Below are 16,637 nucleotides of genomic sequence, written 5' to 3'. Positions count from 1 at the left end.
CGCGTCCTCCTCTAACCCTCGTCCTTGGCACTGGCTTTCGCGATGGCCTTGTCCACGCGCCAGCGCGATACGTCTTGCTCGGCGAGGAAGCGCACCGCGGGACTTCGTGTCTCCGGAAACAGGGCGACGAGTGCATTGGCGCCGGTCACCGCGGGATTGCCGGCCTCCTGGGCAAGCAGCGCGGCCCGACGATCGACGCGCTGGAATGCAGCAGTCGGCGCTGCGGTACCGGTCTCGACCACAATGTGAGCGAGGTCCTTGTCGAGATAGTCGGTCAGGCTCTGCCTGAGCCTGCCGAGATTGGCGTTGCAGGCCTGCAGGACAGGCGCGGCATCACCGTCTTCGGTCAACGCCAGCAGAAGGTGTTCCAGCGTTGCAAACTGATGGCGCCGCCGGTCGGCAAGATCAAGCGCCCGGCGGCGCGTGGCGACATAGGCCGGAGCGAACGAGCGAGACGACACGTCGAGCAACGCGTCGATCTTCTCCAGCCGCTTCACGGGATCGAGGATTGCCAGCAGCTCGTACTTGTCCTTGACCGACAGCTTCATCCGCGTCGCGATCGTATCGGCGATACGCCCGACGTCGCGCGTCTGATCGAAGAACAGCCAGACATCCGGCATCAGCAGACCGTGGGCCGCCGCATAATCCTCGAAGCGCTGGATGGTTCGGCGGACCAGGTCAGGCGCGTCAGCAGACGGGCTGACAGGCAATTCGAACGCCTCGGACCGGTAACCGTTGTTCGTCGCCGCGAAGCTGCGAAGCCCGACGCGGCGGATTCCGCTCGTCAACACCCTGATCGAGCCGTCGGAGAGCCGCTCGAGCTCGACCAATTGAGCGAGCAGACCGATCTCGTAGACGTCGGCAAATTGCGGTTCATCGACGGTCGCGTCGCGCTGAATCGCACAGACCATCTCGCGTGCGCCCTCGAACGCATGGTTGAGCGCCAGCACCGTATTCTCGCGCCCGACGAACAGCGGAAAGCTTGCGTTTGGAAGCGGCACGAAATCGCGTAACGGGACCGCGGGATAGACTGCAGTCGAACTCTTGAGCCTTGCGATCGGCACAGGCGTGTCGCGACGCCCGGTCTGAAGCATTGCCGACAATGTATTCCAGTCGGCAACGCCCAGCATCCTCGAAACCAGTTCGAGGCTTTCGCTGTGACTGATGGTGACGGCCTTGGTGGTCAGGGATTCGCGCAGGGTCTGCGCCATAGCCTTGGCATCGCGAAAATCACGCATTGGTTCGTCCTCTGCATGAGCGATCCAGATGTATCAGGCGGTTGCGTTGCTGACCCGGACGCTCGGGCAAAGGGGAGGCCGATGAAGGCTCGATACGTTCACCATTCCACGGAGGGTGCAACCGGCAGGTCGTATCAACCTGCACGGAAGGTGACGCAAAGATAAATCGCTGTCAATTGCGACCTCAGTTCTTCACCGCCGGAATTTCCTCCGGCCGCGGCTGCTGCTGGCCCTGCTGGTACATCGCGAGCGCCTTGTCGAGCGCTTCGCGCAGCGCCAGCGCCGCGGCCACGCTGCAACGCAGGTGCGCGGTCTGGACCACGTCGACCCTGACGGCGGCGCCGACCGGCATCAGGAGGTTCGCGGCGAGCTCGATCTGGATCGCGCCGTTGTGGTGACCGAAGCAGGATGCACCGTCGAAATAGATGATCGGCGCCCGCTCCGAGCTCGAGGTGGAAATCGTGACGGGCCCCTGATTGGTGCCGGGTGTCTCGGGGTCGGTCATGGGCGCTCCTTGCGGGCATGGGACGAACGAAGCGCCCACCATCGTTGCTTTGGCCCGGCCTGTCGAGGCCAAACCGCCCCCGGCAGGGCGTCCCGGACAAGGCACATTCGGGGGTTTTGCGCGGCGCTCGGCACTGGTTTAGAACATCGCCATGTCCACTGTACCTGTCACGCTCCCGTTCGAGGAACTCGCCGAAGCCATCAAGGGCCGCCGCTCCGATTACGGCCATATCAGCGGGCTCCAGCTCGACCGCTTCGCGCCAGCCGAGGCCTGGTCCAGCCTGCCCTACCGGCCCGTCTTCGTCGGCGACACCGAGACCGGCGTGCTGCACGGCGGTGTCGTCACGGCAATGCTGGACGAGAGCTGCGGCATGGCCGTGCAGCTTGCGCTCGACGGCACGCGCGCGATCGCAACCCTGGACTTGCGCATCGACTATCAGAAGCCGGCGACGCCGGGCCTCGACATCAAGGCGCATTCGGTCTGCTACCGCACCACACGCTCGATTGCCTTCGTGCGCTCCACCGCCTATCAGGAGTCGGAGGACGATCCGGTCGCGACCGCCACCGCCTGCTTCATGATCGGCGCCAACCGCACCAACATGCTTGCCGACCGCCGTATGGATACGCGCAGCATCCCGTCGCTGGAGGCTCCTGAGGTTCCGGATGGGCCGTTTGCGCGCAGCCCGTTCGCGCGGTGTCTCGGCATCCGCGTCAACGACGACGGCACGCTGACGATGCCGTTCTCGCCGAAGATCATCGGCAATCCGATCCTGCCCGCGATCCATGGCGGCATGACCGGCGCCTTCCTGGAGACCACCGCGATCGTCGGCGTGGCGCGCGAGCTCGGCGCTGCCGCGCCGCCCAAGCCGATCGGCCTTACCGTCAACTATCTGCGCTCCGGCCGTGCCCTCGACACGTTCGCCGACGTCTCGATCGTGAAGCAGGGCCGGCGAATCGTGGCCTTCGAGGCGCGGGCCTGGCAGGATGATGCCACCAAGCCGATCGCCACCGCCTTCGGTCACTTCATGCTGCGCCCGACGCCGGGAAGTGACGAGGAATAAGCGCATTTTGACTTGACGGCCGAAGTTTCGGCCACAACGATAGCACACGTCCCCGCGAGAGGTATTAGATTGCGGCATCCGCTCGATATCGTCGCCATGTTCGCCGCGCTCTGGCTGCTGGCATCGATGGTGCTCGACGCGCTGACGCCGAAGGAGCTGACGGCGATCATATTCGCGATCGCCATCGGTCCTGCCATCGTTATCACTGCCGTGCTCTATTACCTGCGCTGCCCGCGCACGGACTTTGCGGTCATATTCGCAGCGCTGTGGCTGATCTCGGATATTGCGATTGCCTTCGTTTCAGCGAAGGCGCTGCCGCATTTCCTGATCGGGCTCGGCTTTGTGCCGGCGCTGCTGGTCGGCATCGCACTGCACTGGCAACGCTTCCAACGCCGCCATGAGCAGATGCCCGTGCCATCGGTGAAGCGGGGCTGAGGCCCGCGCAGTCCGTGGTTCACCTCGCCCGGTGGGAGAGGTGAACCGAACCGCCTCGGCTGAAATCAGCGCGGCAAGAGATTGGTCTTGGCGAGGTCCAGCACCTCGTCGCCGCGGCCGTTCATCACCGCGCGCAGGACCCAGAGGCTGAAACCCTTGACCTGCTCGGCCGTGATGGTCGGCGGCATCGACAGCTCCTGCTTGGCGGTGACGACGTCGAGCAATGCCGGCCCATTGTGCGCCAGCATCTCCTTCATCGCGCCCGGGAGTTCGCCGGGATCCTCGACGCGTTTCGCGAAGATACCCATCGCGCGCGCCATCGCGGCGAAATCGGGGTTCTCCAGATCGACACCGGTGTCGACGAAGCCCGCCGCCTTCATCTCCAGCGCGACGAAGCCTAGCACGCCGTTGTTGAACACGACGACTTTCACCGGCAGCTTCTCTTGCGTCAGCGTGATCAGATCGCCCATCAGCATGGTGAAGCCGCCGTCGCCGGAGAGCGAGATGACCTGGCGGCCGGGCTGTGCGGCCTGCGCGCCGATCGCCTGCGGCATCGCGTTGGCCATCGAGCCGTGCGCGAAGGAGCCGATCAGCCGGCGGCGGCCGTTCATGTCGAGATAGCGCGCGGCCCACACGGTCGGCGTGCCGACATCGGCAGTGAACACGGCATCCTCGGACGCATGGTCGCTGATGACCTTGGCGAGATATTGCGGATGGATCGGCTTGCTTCCCGGCGTGCCCCTGGCGAGCGAATCGAGCCCTTCGCGAGCCTTCTTGTAGTGCGCGACAGCATCGTCGAGATGCTTGCGCTGCGTCTTGGTCTTGAGCAGCGGCAGCAGCGCCTCGATGGTGAGTTTGACGTCGCCGACGAGGCCGAGATCGATCTTGCAACGCCGGCCGAGATTTTCCGGGCGGATGTCGATCTGCGCGACCTGGCAGTTGGTCGGGAAGAACTGCTTGTACGGAAAATCGGTACCGAGCATCACCAGCGCGTCGCAGGCGTGCATGGCGGCATAGCCCGAGGAGAAGCCGATGAATCCGGTCATGCCGACGTCGTAAGGGTTGTCGTACTCGACATGCTCCTTGCCGCCGAGCGCATGCACGATCGGGCTCTTCAGAGCTTCCGCCAGCTGCATCAGCGGCGCATGCGCGCCGGCGCAGCCTCGGCCGCAGAAGAGAGTGATACGCTCGGCGGCGTTGAGGAGGTCCGCCAGCGCCTTCAGCTCATCGGCCTCCGGCACGACCTTCGGCGCCGACAAGGCAAGGCCGCGCGCCGTCGACAGCTCACGCTTCGGGGGACTGCGGAAGGCGACGTCACCGGGCATGGCAACGACGGCAACGCCGCGCAGGCCGACGGCGGCGCGAATCGCGTTCTCCAGCACGTAGGGAAGCTGGCTCGAATCCGACACCAGCTCACAATAGTGGCTGCATTCGCGGAACAGGTTCTGCGGATGGGTCTCCTGGAAATAGCCGCCACCGATCTCGGCGGTCGGGATCTGCGCCGCAATCGCGAGCACCGGAACGCGGCTGCGGTGAGCATCGAACAGCCCGTTGATCAGATGCAGATTGCCCGGGCCGCAGGAGCCGGCGCAGACTGCGAGGCTCCCGGTCATCTCGGCTTCGCCGGCCGCTGCAAACGCTGCAACCTCCTCGTGCCGGACGTGGATCCACTCGATGGTGCCGCGACGGCGCAGCGCCTCGGTGAGCGCATTAAGACTGTCGCCGACGATGCCGTAGATGCGCTTGACACCCGCTTGTTCGAGCGTTGCCACGAACAGATCGGCTACGTTGTTGATCGCCATTGTCGGTCTCCTGCTTCAGCCAGTCACATGTGCACGATGCGCAAACATCGGTTGCGACACCGCGAGGGACAATAAGCTATGACACGATCACCGCTTGTCTGTTCCTGCTCAATTTTACGCAATCGCCCGATCGTAGGCCGCGACCGTCACCTTCGCGCGAGCTGCGACGTCCGCTGCCGTCATGCCGGGCTTGTAGAGGCTGGAGCCGAGCCCGAACGCGGTCACACCGCCCTTGATGTACTCCGCAAAGTTCTGGTCGGAGACGCCGCCGACGGCGGCGATCATCACGCCTGATGGCAGCACGGCCCTGATCGCGGCGATTCCGGAGGCGCCGAGCACGCTCGCCGGGAAGAATTTCAGGCTCGACGCACCCGAGCGCGCGGCAAGCAGCGCCTCGGTCGGCGAGAACACACCGGGCATCGTCACCATGCCATGCTGATGCGCGCGCGCGAGCACCTCGGTGTCGACATTCGGCGAGACCATGAGCTTGCCGCCGACGTCATCGAGACGATCGACATCTGCCGCGGTCAGCACCGTGCCGGCGCCGATCAATACGCCTGATGGCGCCTGCTTCACCGCCATCGCAATGGAGCGGAACGGATCGGGCGAGTTCAGGGGAATCTCGATCGCGGTCATGCCGGCCTCGATCAGCACGCCGACAATGGCCTCGGTCTCCTCGGGCTTGACGCCGCGCAGGATCGCGACCAGCGGCCGCTTCATCGGCGGAAAAGCAACGCTCATCTCAAGAATCCTTCTGCTTCGTCCAGATCGCGGCAGCCGCCATCGACAAACCGCGGCGCACGGCCTCATCCGCATCGATCGGCCTTGCGGTCATCGACAGCGCCTCGAAAGCCAGCCGGTACAACCGCGCGAGCCGTCCCGAGGCGATCAGCATGACACCCGACTGCGGCACGGTGCCGGAGAGCCCTGCCGCCAGCTCGACACCGATCAACGTGCCCGACAGCGTCTCGCGCGCCGCGGCCGGCGTGCCGCCGAACAGAAGCTGTCGCGACCGCGCGCCGAACAGAAGATTGGCGGCGAAGGCCGGTGCCTCGTACGCAGCTTTCACGGCCGCCTGGAAGCTTGCGACATCCTCGGCGTCGTCTGCGCCGGCGACCGCGAGCGACAGGATCGTCTCGCGCGAGACAGCACTGAACAGCTCGCCGGTCATGAAAGTGGAGAAATGCGCGACCGTGCCATCCTTCACGCGAACCCATTTCGAATGCGTGCCGGGCATGCAGACCAGCGCCTCGCCCGCGGCGTCGAGGCCGAGGGCGCCGAGCAGTTGCGTCTCCTCGCCGCGCATGACGTCCGGCGCCTCGGCGTCGCGCTGCGCGATGCCCGGCAGGATCCGGATATCGCGCGCCTCGCCCGGCACACGCACGGCCTGCTTCAGAACGGCAGAGAGCGGCGCCGGCGCGTCGACATAGCCGGCCTCGACCCAGCCGGTGCGGGCACCGGCCATGCCGCAGACGAGCACCGGCAGATGATCCGGCGCTTCGACCGCCGCGAGATGCGATCGCAGCACCGCCGGGAACCCGACCTTCGCCGCGGCCAGCATGCCCTCGCCGCTGCGGCGCTCGGCCAGCACCTGGCCGGCGCCATCGATCAGCCAGAGCCGGAAGCTGCTGGTGCCCCAGTCCACCGCGACATAAGCGGGTTCGGTCATGTCAGGTCTCGTCCTCGTCTCACGGCTGAGACGCCGTCTCGCGACAAACGAGACGATGTCTTGCAGGCTCCCGTCGAGATACCGGCTATTGCGCAGGCAAACCAGCGCTTTCTCTTCGATTCGAAGTCCCGCCGCGCTGGCACACCGCTTGCTGAAGACTGGTCGTTCAACGCCGTCAACGCGCGACAAGACGCGTCAACATCAGATGAGGAAACCCATGGAGATCGGCTATTTCACGATGCCTTCGCATCCGCCGGAGTGCGGCCTGAAGGAAGGGAACGACTGGGACCTGCAAGTCATGCGCTGGCTCGACGAACTCGGCTACCAGGAAGCCTGGGTCGGCGAGCACCACACCGCGCCCTGGGAACCCAATCCCACGCCCGACCTCCTGATCGCGCAGGCGCTGATGCAGACGAAAAAGCTTCGCATCGGGCCGGGCGGCTTTCTCTTGCCCTATCATCATCCGGCCGAGCTCGCCAACCGCGTCGCCATGCTGGACCATCTCTCCGAGGGCCGGCTCAATTTCGGCGTCGCCGCATCCGGCCTGCCGAGCGACTGGGCGATGTTCAACGTCGACGGCATGAGCGGGCAGAACCGCGACATGACCCGCGAGGCGCTGGAGATCATCCTGAAGCTGTGGTCCGATCCCGCGCCCTTCACCTACAAGGGCAAGTTCTGGACGGTGACCAAGCCGGACACGATGTTCGACTTCCTGAAACCCCATATCAAACCGTTGCAGGCGCCACATCCGCCGATCGGCGTCGCCGGGCTGTCGAAGAACTCGGACACGCTGAAGCTCGCCGGCGAGCGCGGCTTCATCCCGATGAGCCTCAACCTCAACCCGGCCTATGTCTCCAGCCACTGGGACTCCGTCGAGCTCGGTGCTGCCAAGACCGGCCGCAAGCCGAACCGGCAGGACTGGCGGCTGGTGCGCGAGGTGTTCGTTGCCGACACCGATGAAGAGGCCTGGAAGCTCTCGACCGGCGACATGATGGGCCGGATGATGAGCGAGTACTTCCTGCCGCTGCTCGGCCATTTCGGCTTCAAGGACTATCTGAAGCACGCGCCCGACGTGCCCGACAGCGACGTCACGGTCGAATATTGCGCCAAGCGGAACTGGATCGTCGGCTCGCCCGCGACGGTCGCCGAGAAGATCGAGAATATCTACGAGGAGGTCGGCGGCTTCGGCGTGCTCCTGGTGTTCGGCTTCGACTACAAGCACAAGGCCGAAGCCTGGCACCATTCGCTCTCGCTGCTGAAGAACGAGGTGATGCCGCGCCTTGCGCATCTCGGCTCGGCGAAGAAGGCGGCTTGACGCTCAGCGGGTGCGGCGCGATCGTGCCGCACCCGCATTCATTTCGGAGATTTCCGCGTGACGGTCGATGCCAAGGAGTTCAAGCAGGCGATGCGCCAATGCGCCGGCGCCGTCGCGTTGGTGACGGTGGGTGCCGAGCACGGCAAGCGCACGGGCCTGACGGTGACCTCGGCCTGCTCGCTGTCGGATTCGCCGCCATCGATGATCGTCTGCGTCAACCGCAACGCCAGCGCCCACGCGCGCATCCGCGAGGAAGGCGCGTTTGCGATCAACTTCCTGCACGAGGATCATGCGCTGCTCGCGCTCACCTTCAGCGGCCAGAAGGGCGTCAATGGCGACGACCGCTTCGCATTCGGGCAGTGGAGGCGTGGAGCAACCGGCGCGCCGGTGCTGAGCGACGCGGTTGCCGCGTTCGACTGCGTGCTGGCGCAGGAATTCGAAACCAGGACGCATTCGATCTTCGTAGGCGAGGTGCGTGACGTCTCGCATTCAGCCATGGCGACGCCGCTCGTGTACTTGCGCAGCAACTTTCATACGCCGCGGGAGATGCGCGAGGGCGTGACGATCGGCGACCTCGACGCGCGGCATCTGAGCTGGACGGATTTCTCCTGACGATGCCGCGGCCGATGCCGGATCCGGCGATCTAGAACAGCTCATAGCCCGGAGTGAGATGGCTGCCGGGGTCATGCCTCTCCTTGGCTTCGCGCAAAAGCGACCATCGCACACCGAAATGATCCGCCCAATCGCTGGACGACATCGGAAACGCGCTCACTGGATACAGCACACCACCTGCGCTGCGAATACGCTCGTAGAGCTCGCGGTTTCGCATGACCAGCCGCTCCGCATTCGCCCTGTCCGCCGACGCCGGGATACGGATGAGATTGAACGGAAACACGACGCGTTCGTCAGGAAGCCGAAGCAGGGGCGTGCGGCATCCGTCCGTGAACATCGGATAGTAGGTGGTGCGCCCGAACGGACCCAGATCATCGCTGTTCAGCTCGGCAATGACATCGCTCGCGATCTTCAGCGCGTTGCTGCCCGGCAGATAGGTCAGGAGCCAGGGATGCGGATTGAGCCATTGGCCATTCGCCCGCAGGATTTTTTCGAGCTTGGCGAATGCGTTCGCGTCCTCGCCAAAGGTCAGGTCGGAGACGGTCTCGCGCTTGTCCACCAGGCCCGCGAGCAAGGCCCCGTCGTCAGGAGGCATCGTGCCGTCGTAGAAGACACCCGCCTCCAGTTGATAGCGCCAGCCACCGGTGCCGTCGGGCACGACAGCCCCCTGCAACTGATCGAAGCGCGCCTCTTCCAGAACGCGCCGTTGATCTGCCGTGAGCGAGGCAAGATCGGGATAGGACAGCTGAAATCGGCGAACCCGCTCGGGTGCGCGCACCAAGCGAAGCGTCGCCCTGATGATGATCGCGCATTGCGCAAGGCCGGCTCGAACCGCATCGAAGAGCTCGGGATGCGAGGTCGGCGAACAGGACAGTTCCACGCCTTCGCCGGTGACGACGTCGAGTTCCAGAACCTGATCGGTCTGGAAACCGTGCCGGGATGAGGATCCCCCGATTCCCCCCACGGCAAGCGTGCCGCCGACGGACAAATCGAGGTAATTGGTCAAGACCAGCGGAACGAGCCCTTTGGCCAAGGTCGCATCCAACACCTTGTGCCAGGCCGCACCGGCATCGACCAAGACGCGATCTGGCTCGATCCGATGGATGGTGGCCAACATGCCAAGATCCATCACGATGCCGTCTTCGGCCATAGCCCGGCCATAGGTTGCGTGCCCCTGCCCGCGCGCCGCAACCTTCAGCCCTTGGGCTTTTGCCCAGCGCATGATGTCAGCGACCTCGCCGCCCGTCGCAGGCTTGCAGACGGCCCGAGGCCGTCTATCCACGATGTGGCCGAAATCCTGCGCGGCTGCCGCGCGAGATTCTGCGTCGTTCGCGAGCAAGGGCTCGGGCGATCGCGAATCGCGCGCGCCGGATGACTGTCCGGCAAGAGTAGCGGAGGCCAGCGTCGCGGTGACGCCGACGCCCGCATGGAGGAGTGTCCGTCGATTGGGAGTCATGGCGCAGTCCTTCTCGCGGGGCGAAAGTGCCCTTGCGCTTCAAGCTGCGATGGCCCCTGCGCCGGGACAACGGGCGTGGCGCGAGATAGACATTCCCGCCAGCCGGTAGAATGAGTTCTCGAAACGTCGCTCAAAGCCGCTCGAGCTTCAGCCTCTCCGCCAGGAGATCGACGAAGAGGTGCGTCTTGGCCGGCGGTATCGCGCTGGGTGGAAACACTGCACGCACGGGCGTTCGCGGTGCCTCGAAATGCTCGAGCACGATCTCGAGAGCCTGCTGGTCGACGAGATCGCGGATCTGCCAGAACGGACCATATCCGACGCCGATGCCATGACGAGCGGCAGCATGCGCCGCCGTCGTGCTGTCGGTGCGAAAACGGCCATTCACCTGCACGGTGGTCAAGCGGCCGTCGATCCGAAACCGCCATGCATCGGCTTCGCCGTGGGCCGTCCTGCGCAGGATGCATTGGTGATCGGCGAGATCACTGGGCTGACGCGGGCGGCCGTGGCGCTTGAAATAATCGGGCGCACCGTAGACGACGGTGCGCAGCTCTCCCAGCCGCCGAGTCTTGAGTGAAGAGTCCGGCAATTCCCTGATCCGGACTGCGAGATCGAAGCCGTCTCCGACGACGTCGACGGGCCGGTCGGACATGTTGACGTCGGCCTCGATCTGCGGAAAGCGCGCCATGAACTCGGCAATGGCCGGCACGACATGGGTGGCCCCGAACAGGATTGGCGCGGCGACCCTGAGCAGCCCGGAGGGCTCGACGCGCCGGTTTGCCGCCTCGAGGCGCGCTTCACTGATTTCGGCAAAGGCTGGCTTGACGCGACGATAGAACGCAAGCCCCGCCTCCGTCGCCACCGACTGCCGCGTGGTCCGCCGCACCAACTCGACCCCGACGCTACGTTCCAGCGCAGACAGCGCCCGGTTGACCGACTGGAGCGAGCGCCCCAACCGCCGCGCAGCCGCGGTCTGGCTGCCGGCTTCGACGACAGCCAGAAAGACTTCGATCTCCTCCATCGAGCCTCCTCCTCTCTCGCAAATTTGCGGCAATGCCCGTTCGCGACGGCCCATCCGGCGGGGCGTTCCTAGCGCCGCCCACGTTCCGAGCCTGTTTCGGCGGAAGTGGGACGTCGCGCCGGGCCAAGGGTCAGACGGACTCGATCTTCAATTGCTTGATCTTCCGATACAGCGTCGCGCGGCTGAGCTTCAGGGCGCGAGCCGCTTCGGCGACGCGGCCGCCATGCGCGCGCAGGGCGCCGACGATCGTCCCGCGTTCGGCGGCCGCGAGATCGGCCTCCGCCTCCCGTCCACCGAACGGCGGCAGATCGAGATCGGCATCCGTGATGACACCGTCTTCCGCGGTGCAGCCGGCGAGCCGCAGCGCGTGGCGGAGCTGGCGCATGTTGCCGGGGAACGGATAGGCCGCGAGCTGCGACCAGGCCTCGTCCGACAGACGACAATTCGGCGCCTCCTCGCGCGCGATCTGGCGAATGACATCGTCGCGGTCGGCGCGCTCGCGCAGCGCCGGCAGCCGCACCTCGATGCCGCGCAGGCGGAAATAGAGATCGGCGCGGAAGGCGCCCTGCTCCGCCATGCGGCCGAGGTCGCGATGTGTGGCGCTGATCAGGCGGATGTCGACGGCGACGGGCTTGAGCGCGCCGAGCGGCCAGACCTCGCGGTTTTCCAACACACGGAGCAGGCGGGTCTGCAAGCCGATGGGCATGTCGCCGATCTCGTCGAGGAACAGCGTGCCGCCGTCCGCCTGCACGATCAGGCCCTTCGAGCCGTCGCGGCGCGCACCGGTGAAGGCGCCGGCCTCGTAGCCGAACAGTTCGGCGTCGATCAGGCTCTCCGGCATCGCCGCGCAATTGAGCGCGACATAGTTGTGACGCGCCCGGTTGCTGGCGGCGTGAATGGCGCGCGCGAACACGTCCTTGCCGACACCGGTCTCGCCATGCAGCAGCACCGGCAGATTGTGATCCCCGATGCGCCTGAGCCGGTTCACGCTCTTGATCAGGCCGGGATCGCGGCCGGCGAGCCGATGCAGCGCATCGAAGCGATCGACTGGCGCATCGCGGCGCGGCGCGAGCGGACGCACCCTCCTGCGCAGTGGCGGCGCGACATGGCCCTGACCCAGGGCGCTGCCGTCGGCACGGCGCAGCCGAACGACATCCTCCGCGCCACCCTCGGCCTGATGGTCGAACTCGATGTAGCGCGACAGATCAATGCCGGAGGCGATCATGCCGTCGGTGAGGCCCAGCAGTGCACGCGCGGAACGGCAGGCGCCGATGATGCGACGGTCGTCATCATAGGCGATGAGGCCACTGCCGCCGTCGCCGGGCACGGTGGCGATCCAGGCGTTGTGGAAATGGCCACGGAAGATCGCGCCCTCCATCCGCCGCGTCGCCTCCATGGTCACAGCCAGCGCAAGCTGGTGCGCGGCACGTTCGAGATCCTCCCGGCAGGAAGTGATGTTCACCGCACCTGCGAGACGTCCGGCCTGGTCGAACAGCGGCGCCACGGCACAGGAGAACATGTGCCACTGCGCGCGAAAATGCTCGTCGCGATGCACCAGGATCGGCTTCTCCTCCGCGAGCGCGGTCCCCAGCCCATTGGTGCCCTCGAAGGTCTCGGCGAAGTTCGAGCCGGTGTAGATCTTCCAGTCCAGAAACATCTTGGCATCGGCTTCGCCCGGCAGGCGGCTGAACAGCATGGTCGCGTTCGCATCCGCGAGATTGACGCAGTAACCGGCATCGCGCAGCACACGGGCGAGATCGTCGAGCTCGGGCATTGCGAGCCTGATCATCTGCTCCATCGGCTCGGCGGCGTGCCGGATCTCGGCTTCGGTCAGCGTCTGTGGCGGCCCTTGGCGGGCCGGATCGAGCTTGTGATTGACCAGGCAGCGCCGCCAGGAACTGGCGATCCGCGAAGAGGCATCGACGTCGGCCAAGCGGTCCGTGACCTGATTGGCGACGGACAAGACACGGGCGACATGGTTCGAGGCCGAAAGGCTGGCCATCGCGGACGTCTCCACCCTGTATTATTGTGCAAAGTTTGGCACCACGGGGCGGGATGTCAATTGGGAACCGGGAACGGGGACTCGGTGTGCTGTCTCTTCTCGTCATTCCGGGGCGATGCGAAGCATCGAACCCGGAATCTCGAGATTCCGGGTTCGGCTCTTCGAGCCGCCCCGGAATGACGGGGAGTGAATCATCAAAATTGCTGCACCGCCCTCACCACGTGTCGATGCACGGCCGCTTCTTCGCCGTCCTCGGCTCGGGCTTCGGCACCGATCGCAGGCCCGCCATGATCCATCGCCGGGTCTCGGCGGGGTCGATGACGTTGTCGATCTCGAACACGGAGGCGATCGAGACCGCCTTGCCGTTGGCGTAGAGCTCGGTGACCTTGTTGCGGTAGTAAGTCTCGCGCTCCGCGGGATCGGCGATCGCCTCCATCTCCTTGCGGAAGCCGAGGCGGACATAGCCTTCCAGACCCATGCCACCGAACTCGCCGGTCGGCCAGGCCGCGGTGAAGAACGAGGCGTGGAAGCCACCGCCGATCATGGACTGCGCCCCGAGCCCATAGCCCTTGCGCAGCACGATGCCGAACAGCGGCACGGTGAGGCTCGCGCCCGTGACGAACATGCGCGAGACGTGGCGCACGATCGCGGTCTTCTCGGCCTCCGGGCCGACCATGAAGCCCGGCGTGTCGCATAGCGAGACGATCGGCAGATCGAAGGCATCGCAGAGCTGGAGGAAGCGCGCGGCCTTATCGCCGGCATCGGCATCGATCGCGCCGCCGAGATGCCGCGGATTGTTGGCGATCAGGCCGAACGGCTTGCCCTCGATGCGGATCAGCGCGGTGATCATGCCGACGCCGTAGTCGCGGCGCAGCTCCAGCACGGAGTCCTTGTCGGCGACGAGGTCGATCACGCTGCGGATATCGTAGACGCGCAGCCGGTTCTCCGGGATGGCGCGGCGGAGCAGGCGCTGGTCGGCGGCTTCCCAAGCCGTAACCGCGCCCTGGAAATAGGACAGGTATTTCTGCGCGACGAACGTCGCTTCCTCCTCGTCCTCGACCAGGATGTCGATGACGCCGTTCGGCGCCTGGAACGAGACGGGGCCGACCTCGGCCGGGTGATAGACGCCGAGCCCGCCGCCCTCGATCATGGCCGGACCGCCCATGCCGATCGAGGCGTTCTTGGTGGCGATGATGACGTCGCAGCAGCCGAGCATCGCGGCGTTGCCGGCGAAGCAATAGCCGGAGACCACGCCAACCACCGGCACGAGGCCCGAGAGCCTCGCGAACTGCACGAAGGACGGACCGTCGAGCCCGGTCATGCCGAGCCGGTCGGTGTCTCCGGGCCGGCCGCCGCCGCCCTCGGCGTAGAACACCAGCGGCACGCGCCAATCCTCCGCGAGCGTCAGCATGCGGTCGATCTTCTTGTGGTTCATGTGGCCCTGCGTGCCCGCGAGCACGGTGTAATCATAGGCCACGACGATGCAGCGCGCGCCCTCGGGGCCGAATTTCCCGGCATTCACGGTGGCGACACCCATGACGAGGCCGTCGGCCGGCGTGTTCTTGATGAGATCGTCGAGCTTGCGCCGGCGGCGCTGCGCGGCGATCGCGAGACTGCCGTACTCCATGAACGAGCCGTCGTCGACGAGCTGGGCAACGTTCTCGCGCGCGGTGCGCTGGTTGGTGTTGCGGCGGCGCTCGACCGAGGCCGGACGGTTCTCGTCGAGCCTATTGGCCTGGCGCGCGATCAGCTCGGCGAGCTCGGGGCGGATGTGATCGAGATCGATGTCGGCTTCCGCCGCCGTGCTGTCAGCCGCAACATCAAGCGGTTCGAGATAGAGGATCGGCTCGCCATGCATCAGCGTGGCCCCGTCACCGGCAAGGAGCTTCATGACCCGGCCGCCCTGCTCGGCCATGACCAGATGCTCCATCTTCATGGACTCGATCACGGCAAGCTGCTGGCCGGGGCGCACGATCTCACCTTCCTTCACCTGGATGGTGACGATGGTTCCTTGCAGGGGCGCGGCCACCATCACCGCCCCTTCGGGCACGGCCTGTGCGACGTGCGACTCCACGCCGTGAACGCCGCTTCGCTCGCTCGCCGCGAAGTAGAGCGGCTTTGCCGCGCCTTCGGCCGCCCCGACGAGCTTGCCGATATTGCGGTCGATGAAATCGGTCGCGATGCGGTTAATCCTGAAATCGGGATGCGCGAGCACCCCCTGGAGGAAAGTGATGTTGGTGACGACGCCGTCGATCCGGAATTCGCGCAGGGCCCGCGAGGCCTTCGCGACCACGTCATGCCAGGCCTCGCCCGGCGTATGCACGATGACCTTTGCCAGCAGCGAGTCGAAGGCCGCACTGGTCTTGTAGCCGGCATAGCCAAAGCTATCGACGCGCACGCCCGGCCCCGACGGCGGCTCGAACACGGCAAGCACGCCGCCGGTCGGATGGGTCGCGCCCGTCTCGTCTAGCGTTTCCATGTTGACGCGAAGCTGCATGGCATGGCCGCGCGGCTTCGGGATCGATCCCTGCGCAAGGCCAAGCGCGGCCAGCGTGCTGCCCGCAGCGACCGCGAGCTGGGCGCGGACGAGGTCGAGCCCGAGCACCTCTTCGGTCACGGTGTGCTCGACCTGGAGCCGCGGGTTGGCCTCGATGAAGGCAAAGCTGTCCTCTGCCATGCCGTCGACCAGAAACTCGAAGGTGCCGAGATTGTCGTAAGAGGCCGCCGCCGCAAGCTGCTTCGCCGCCTCGATGATGCGGCCGCGCAAGGCATCGCTCAGCGAGGGGCTCGGCGCCACCTCGATCAGCTTCTGGTGACGGCGCTGGATGGTGCATTCGCGCTCCCAAAGATGGGAAATCGCGCCATGGCGGTCGCCGATGATCTGCACCTCGATGTGGCGCGCCTGCCGGATCAGCTGCTCGGCATAGACGCCGTCGAAACCAAACGCCGCCCTGGCCTCGGACTGGCAGCGCGCATAGGCTTCCGCGAGATCGGGCGCGTTCTCCACCACGCGCATGCCGCGCCCGCCGCCGCCGGCCATCGCCTTGATGACGATCGCCGCGTTGCTGCCCAGCGACGCGAAGAAGGCCGTGATCTCCTCGAGGCTCGACGGGCCGCTGGTGCCGGCGATGATCGGCACGCCGCAGCGCTTGGCCAGTTGCCGCGCCGCGACCTTGTCGCCGAACAGTTCGAGCGCGGTCGCCTTGGGGCCGACGAAAGTGATCCCTGCGTCGGAGCAGGCCTTTGCGAAGGCCGCGTTCTCGCTGAGAAAGCCATAGCCGGGATGCACGGCGTCACAGCCCACCGCCTTGGCCGCCTTCACCACGGCGTCGATGTCGAGATAGGCCCGCGCGCCGCGGCCGGGGATCTCGACCGCCTCGTCCGCAACGCGCACATGCAGCGACAGCGCATCGTCCGCAGGATGGATCGCGACCGTCGCGATGCCGGCATCGGCTGCCGCGCGCGCGATGCGAATGGCGATCTCGCCGCGATTGGCGATCAGGAGCTTCTTGAACGACATGATCT

13 protein-coding genes are annotated in these 16,637 nt (G+C 66.0%); 4 read left to right on the top strand and 9 right to left on the bottom strand.

Going from position 1 to position 16,637, the window contains the following annotated elements:
- Nucleotides 1-11 precede the first annotated feature (11 nt).
- Both IVB23_RS26810 and IVB23_RS26805 read right to left on the bottom strand, forming a co-directional pair.
- The gene (locus tag IVB23_RS26810) at nucleotides 12-1,238 is read right to left on the bottom strand and encodes an LON peptidase substrate-binding domain-containing protein (RefSeq protein ID WP_247800600.1); all 1,227 of its coding nucleotides are present in this window, start codon (nucleotides 1,236-1,238) and stop codon (nucleotides 12-14) included.
- Nucleotides 1,239-1,422: 184 nt separating this feature from the next.
- Nucleotides 1,423-1,743: a hypothetical protein gene (locus tag IVB23_RS26805; protein ID WP_061878930.1), complete on the bottom strand. Its 321-nt coding sequence runs from the start codon at nucleotides 1,741-1,743 to the stop codon at nucleotides 1,423-1,425.
- Nucleotides 1,744-1,894: 151 nt separating this feature from the next.
- On the opposite strand from IVB23_RS26805, the gene IVB23_RS26800 reads away from it, so the two are divergent.
- Both IVB23_RS26800 and IVB23_RS26795 read left to right on the top strand, forming a co-directional pair.
- Nucleotides 1,895-2,803, top strand: coding sequence for a PaaI family thioesterase (locus tag IVB23_RS26800; RefSeq protein ID WP_247800599.1), 909 nt, complete (start codon nucleotides 1,895-1,897; stop codon nucleotides 2,801-2,803).
- A gap of 69 nt (nucleotides 2,804-2,872) precedes the next feature.
- On the top strand, nucleotides 2,873-3,238 hold the full coding sequence (locus tag IVB23_RS26795) for a hypothetical protein (protein ID WP_061878928.1): 366 nt from the start codon (nucleotides 2,873-2,875) through the stop codon (nucleotides 3,236-3,238).
- A 65-nt stretch (nucleotides 3,239-3,303) separates the two neighbouring features.
- Here IVB23_RS26795 and poxB read toward each other — a convergent pair whose 3' ends face one another.
- From poxB to IVB23_RS26780, 3 genes are all read right to left on the bottom strand, one after another.
- A complete protein-coding gene (gene poxB / locus IVB23_RS26790; RefSeq protein ID WP_061878927.1) occupies nucleotides 3,304-5,040 on the bottom strand; it encodes a ubiquinone-dependent pyruvate dehydrogenase in 1,737 nt (578 codons plus the stop codon).
- Nucleotides 5,041-5,154: 114 nt separating this feature from the next.
- Nucleotides 5,155-5,781, bottom strand: a complete 627-nt coding sequence (locus IVB23_RS26785; protein ID WP_247800598.1) for a 2-dehydro-3-deoxy-6-phosphogalactonate aldolase — start codon at nucleotides 5,779-5,781, stop codon at nucleotides 5,155-5,157.
- 1 nt (nucleotide 5,782) lies between these two features.
- The gene (locus IVB23_RS26780) at nucleotides 5,783-6,709 is read right to left on the bottom strand and encodes a 2-dehydro-3-deoxygalactonokinase (RefSeq protein WP_247800597.1); all 927 of its coding nucleotides are present in this window, start codon (nucleotides 6,707-6,709) and stop codon (nucleotides 5,783-5,785) included.
- A gap of 217 nt (nucleotides 6,710-6,926) precedes the next feature.
- Here IVB23_RS26780 and IVB23_RS26775 point away from each other — a divergent pair, with 217 nt between their 5' ends.
- Together IVB23_RS26775 and IVB23_RS26770 are read left to right on the top strand one after the other, a co-directional pair.
- Nucleotides 6,927-8,024, top strand: coding sequence for an LLM class flavin-dependent oxidoreductase (locus IVB23_RS26775; RefSeq protein WP_247804968.1), 1,098 nt, complete (start codon nucleotides 6,927-6,929; stop codon nucleotides 8,022-8,024).
- Between the two features lie 57 nt (nucleotides 8,025-8,081).
- Entirely contained in the window at nucleotides 8,082-8,636 is a 555-nt protein-coding gene (locus tag IVB23_RS26770) for a flavin reductase family protein (protein ID WP_247800596.1), read from the top strand.
- Between the two features lie 31 nt (nucleotides 8,637-8,667).
- Here IVB23_RS26770 and IVB23_RS26765 read toward each other — a convergent pair whose 3' ends face one another.
- From IVB23_RS26765 to IVB23_RS26750, 4 genes are all read right to left on the bottom strand, one after another.
- On the bottom strand, nucleotides 8,668-9,975 hold the full coding sequence (locus tag IVB23_RS26765) for an FAD-binding protein (protein ID WP_247800595.1): 1,308 nt from the start codon (nucleotides 9,973-9,975) through the stop codon (nucleotides 8,668-8,670).
- 247 nt (nucleotides 9,976-10,222) lie between these two features.
- On the bottom strand, nucleotides 10,223-11,110 hold the full coding sequence (locus IVB23_RS26760) for a LysR family transcriptional regulator (protein ID WP_247800594.1): 888 nt from the start codon (nucleotides 11,108-11,110) through the stop codon (nucleotides 10,223-10,225).
- Between the two features lie 130 nt (nucleotides 11,111-11,240).
- The gene (locus IVB23_RS26755; RefSeq protein WP_247800593.1) at nucleotides 11,241-13,112 is read right to left on the bottom strand and encodes a sigma-54-dependent Fis family transcriptional regulator; all 1,872 of its coding nucleotides are present in this window, start codon (nucleotides 13,110-13,112) and stop codon (nucleotides 11,241-11,243) included.
- A 214-nt stretch (nucleotides 13,113-13,326) separates the two neighbouring features.
- Nucleotides 13,327-16,632 carry a carboxyl transferase domain-containing protein gene (locus IVB23_RS26750; protein WP_247800592.1) on the bottom strand — a complete coding sequence of 1,102 codons (3,306 nt, stop codon included), beginning with the start codon at nucleotides 16,630-16,632 and terminating at the stop codon, nucleotides 13,327-13,329.
- Between the last annotated feature and the right edge of the window lie 5 nt (nucleotides 16,633-16,637).

Source organism: Bradyrhizobium sp. 191 (assembly GCF_023100985.1).
In the GTDB taxonomy this organism is placed as follows: domain Bacteria; phylum Pseudomonadota; class Alphaproteobacteria; order Rhizobiales; family Xanthobacteraceae; genus Bradyrhizobium; species Bradyrhizobium diversitatis.
Note: the sequence above shows the minus strand (reverse complement) of the source record. Positions and strands in the feature narration are given on the sequence as shown.

Coding starts and splice junctions, on each gene's coding strand:
- IVB23_RS26810 (WP_247800600.1), bottom strand. CDS start 1,238: ATGCGTGATTTTCGCGATGCCAAGGCTATGGCGCAGACCCTGCGCGAA.
- IVB23_RS26805 (WP_061878930.1), bottom strand. CDS start 1,743: ATGACCGACCCCGAGACACCCGGCACCAATCAGGGGCCCGTCACGATT.
- IVB23_RS26800 (WP_247800599.1), top strand. CDS start 1,895: ATGTCCACTGTACCTGTCACGCTCCCGTTCGAGGAACTCGCCGAAGCC.
- poxB (WP_061878927.1), bottom strand. CDS start 5,040: ATGGCGATCAACAACGTAGCCGATCTGTTCGTGGCAACGCTCGAACAA.
- IVB23_RS26785 (WP_247800598.1), bottom strand. CDS start 5,781: ATGAGCGTTGCTTTTCCGCCGATGAAGCGGCCGCTGGTCGCGATCCTG.
- IVB23_RS26780 (WP_247800597.1), bottom strand. CDS start 6,709: ATGACCGAACCCGCTTATGTCGCGGTGGACTGGGGCACCAGCAGCTTC.
- IVB23_RS26775 (WP_247804968.1), top strand. CDS start 6,927: ATGGAGATCGGCTATTTCACGATGCCTTCGCATCCGCCGGAGTGCGGC.
- IVB23_RS26760 (WP_247800594.1), bottom strand. CDS start 11,110: ATGGAGGAGATCGAAGTCTTTCTGGCTGTCGTCGAAGCCGGCAGCCAG.
- IVB23_RS26755 (WP_247800593.1), bottom strand. CDS start 13,112: ATGGCCAGCCTTTCGGCCTCGAACCATGTCGCCCGTGTCTTGTCCGTC.
- IVB23_RS26750 (WP_247800592.1), bottom strand. CDS start 16,632: ATGTCGTTCAAGAAGCTCCTGATCGCCAATCGCGGCGAGATCGCCATT.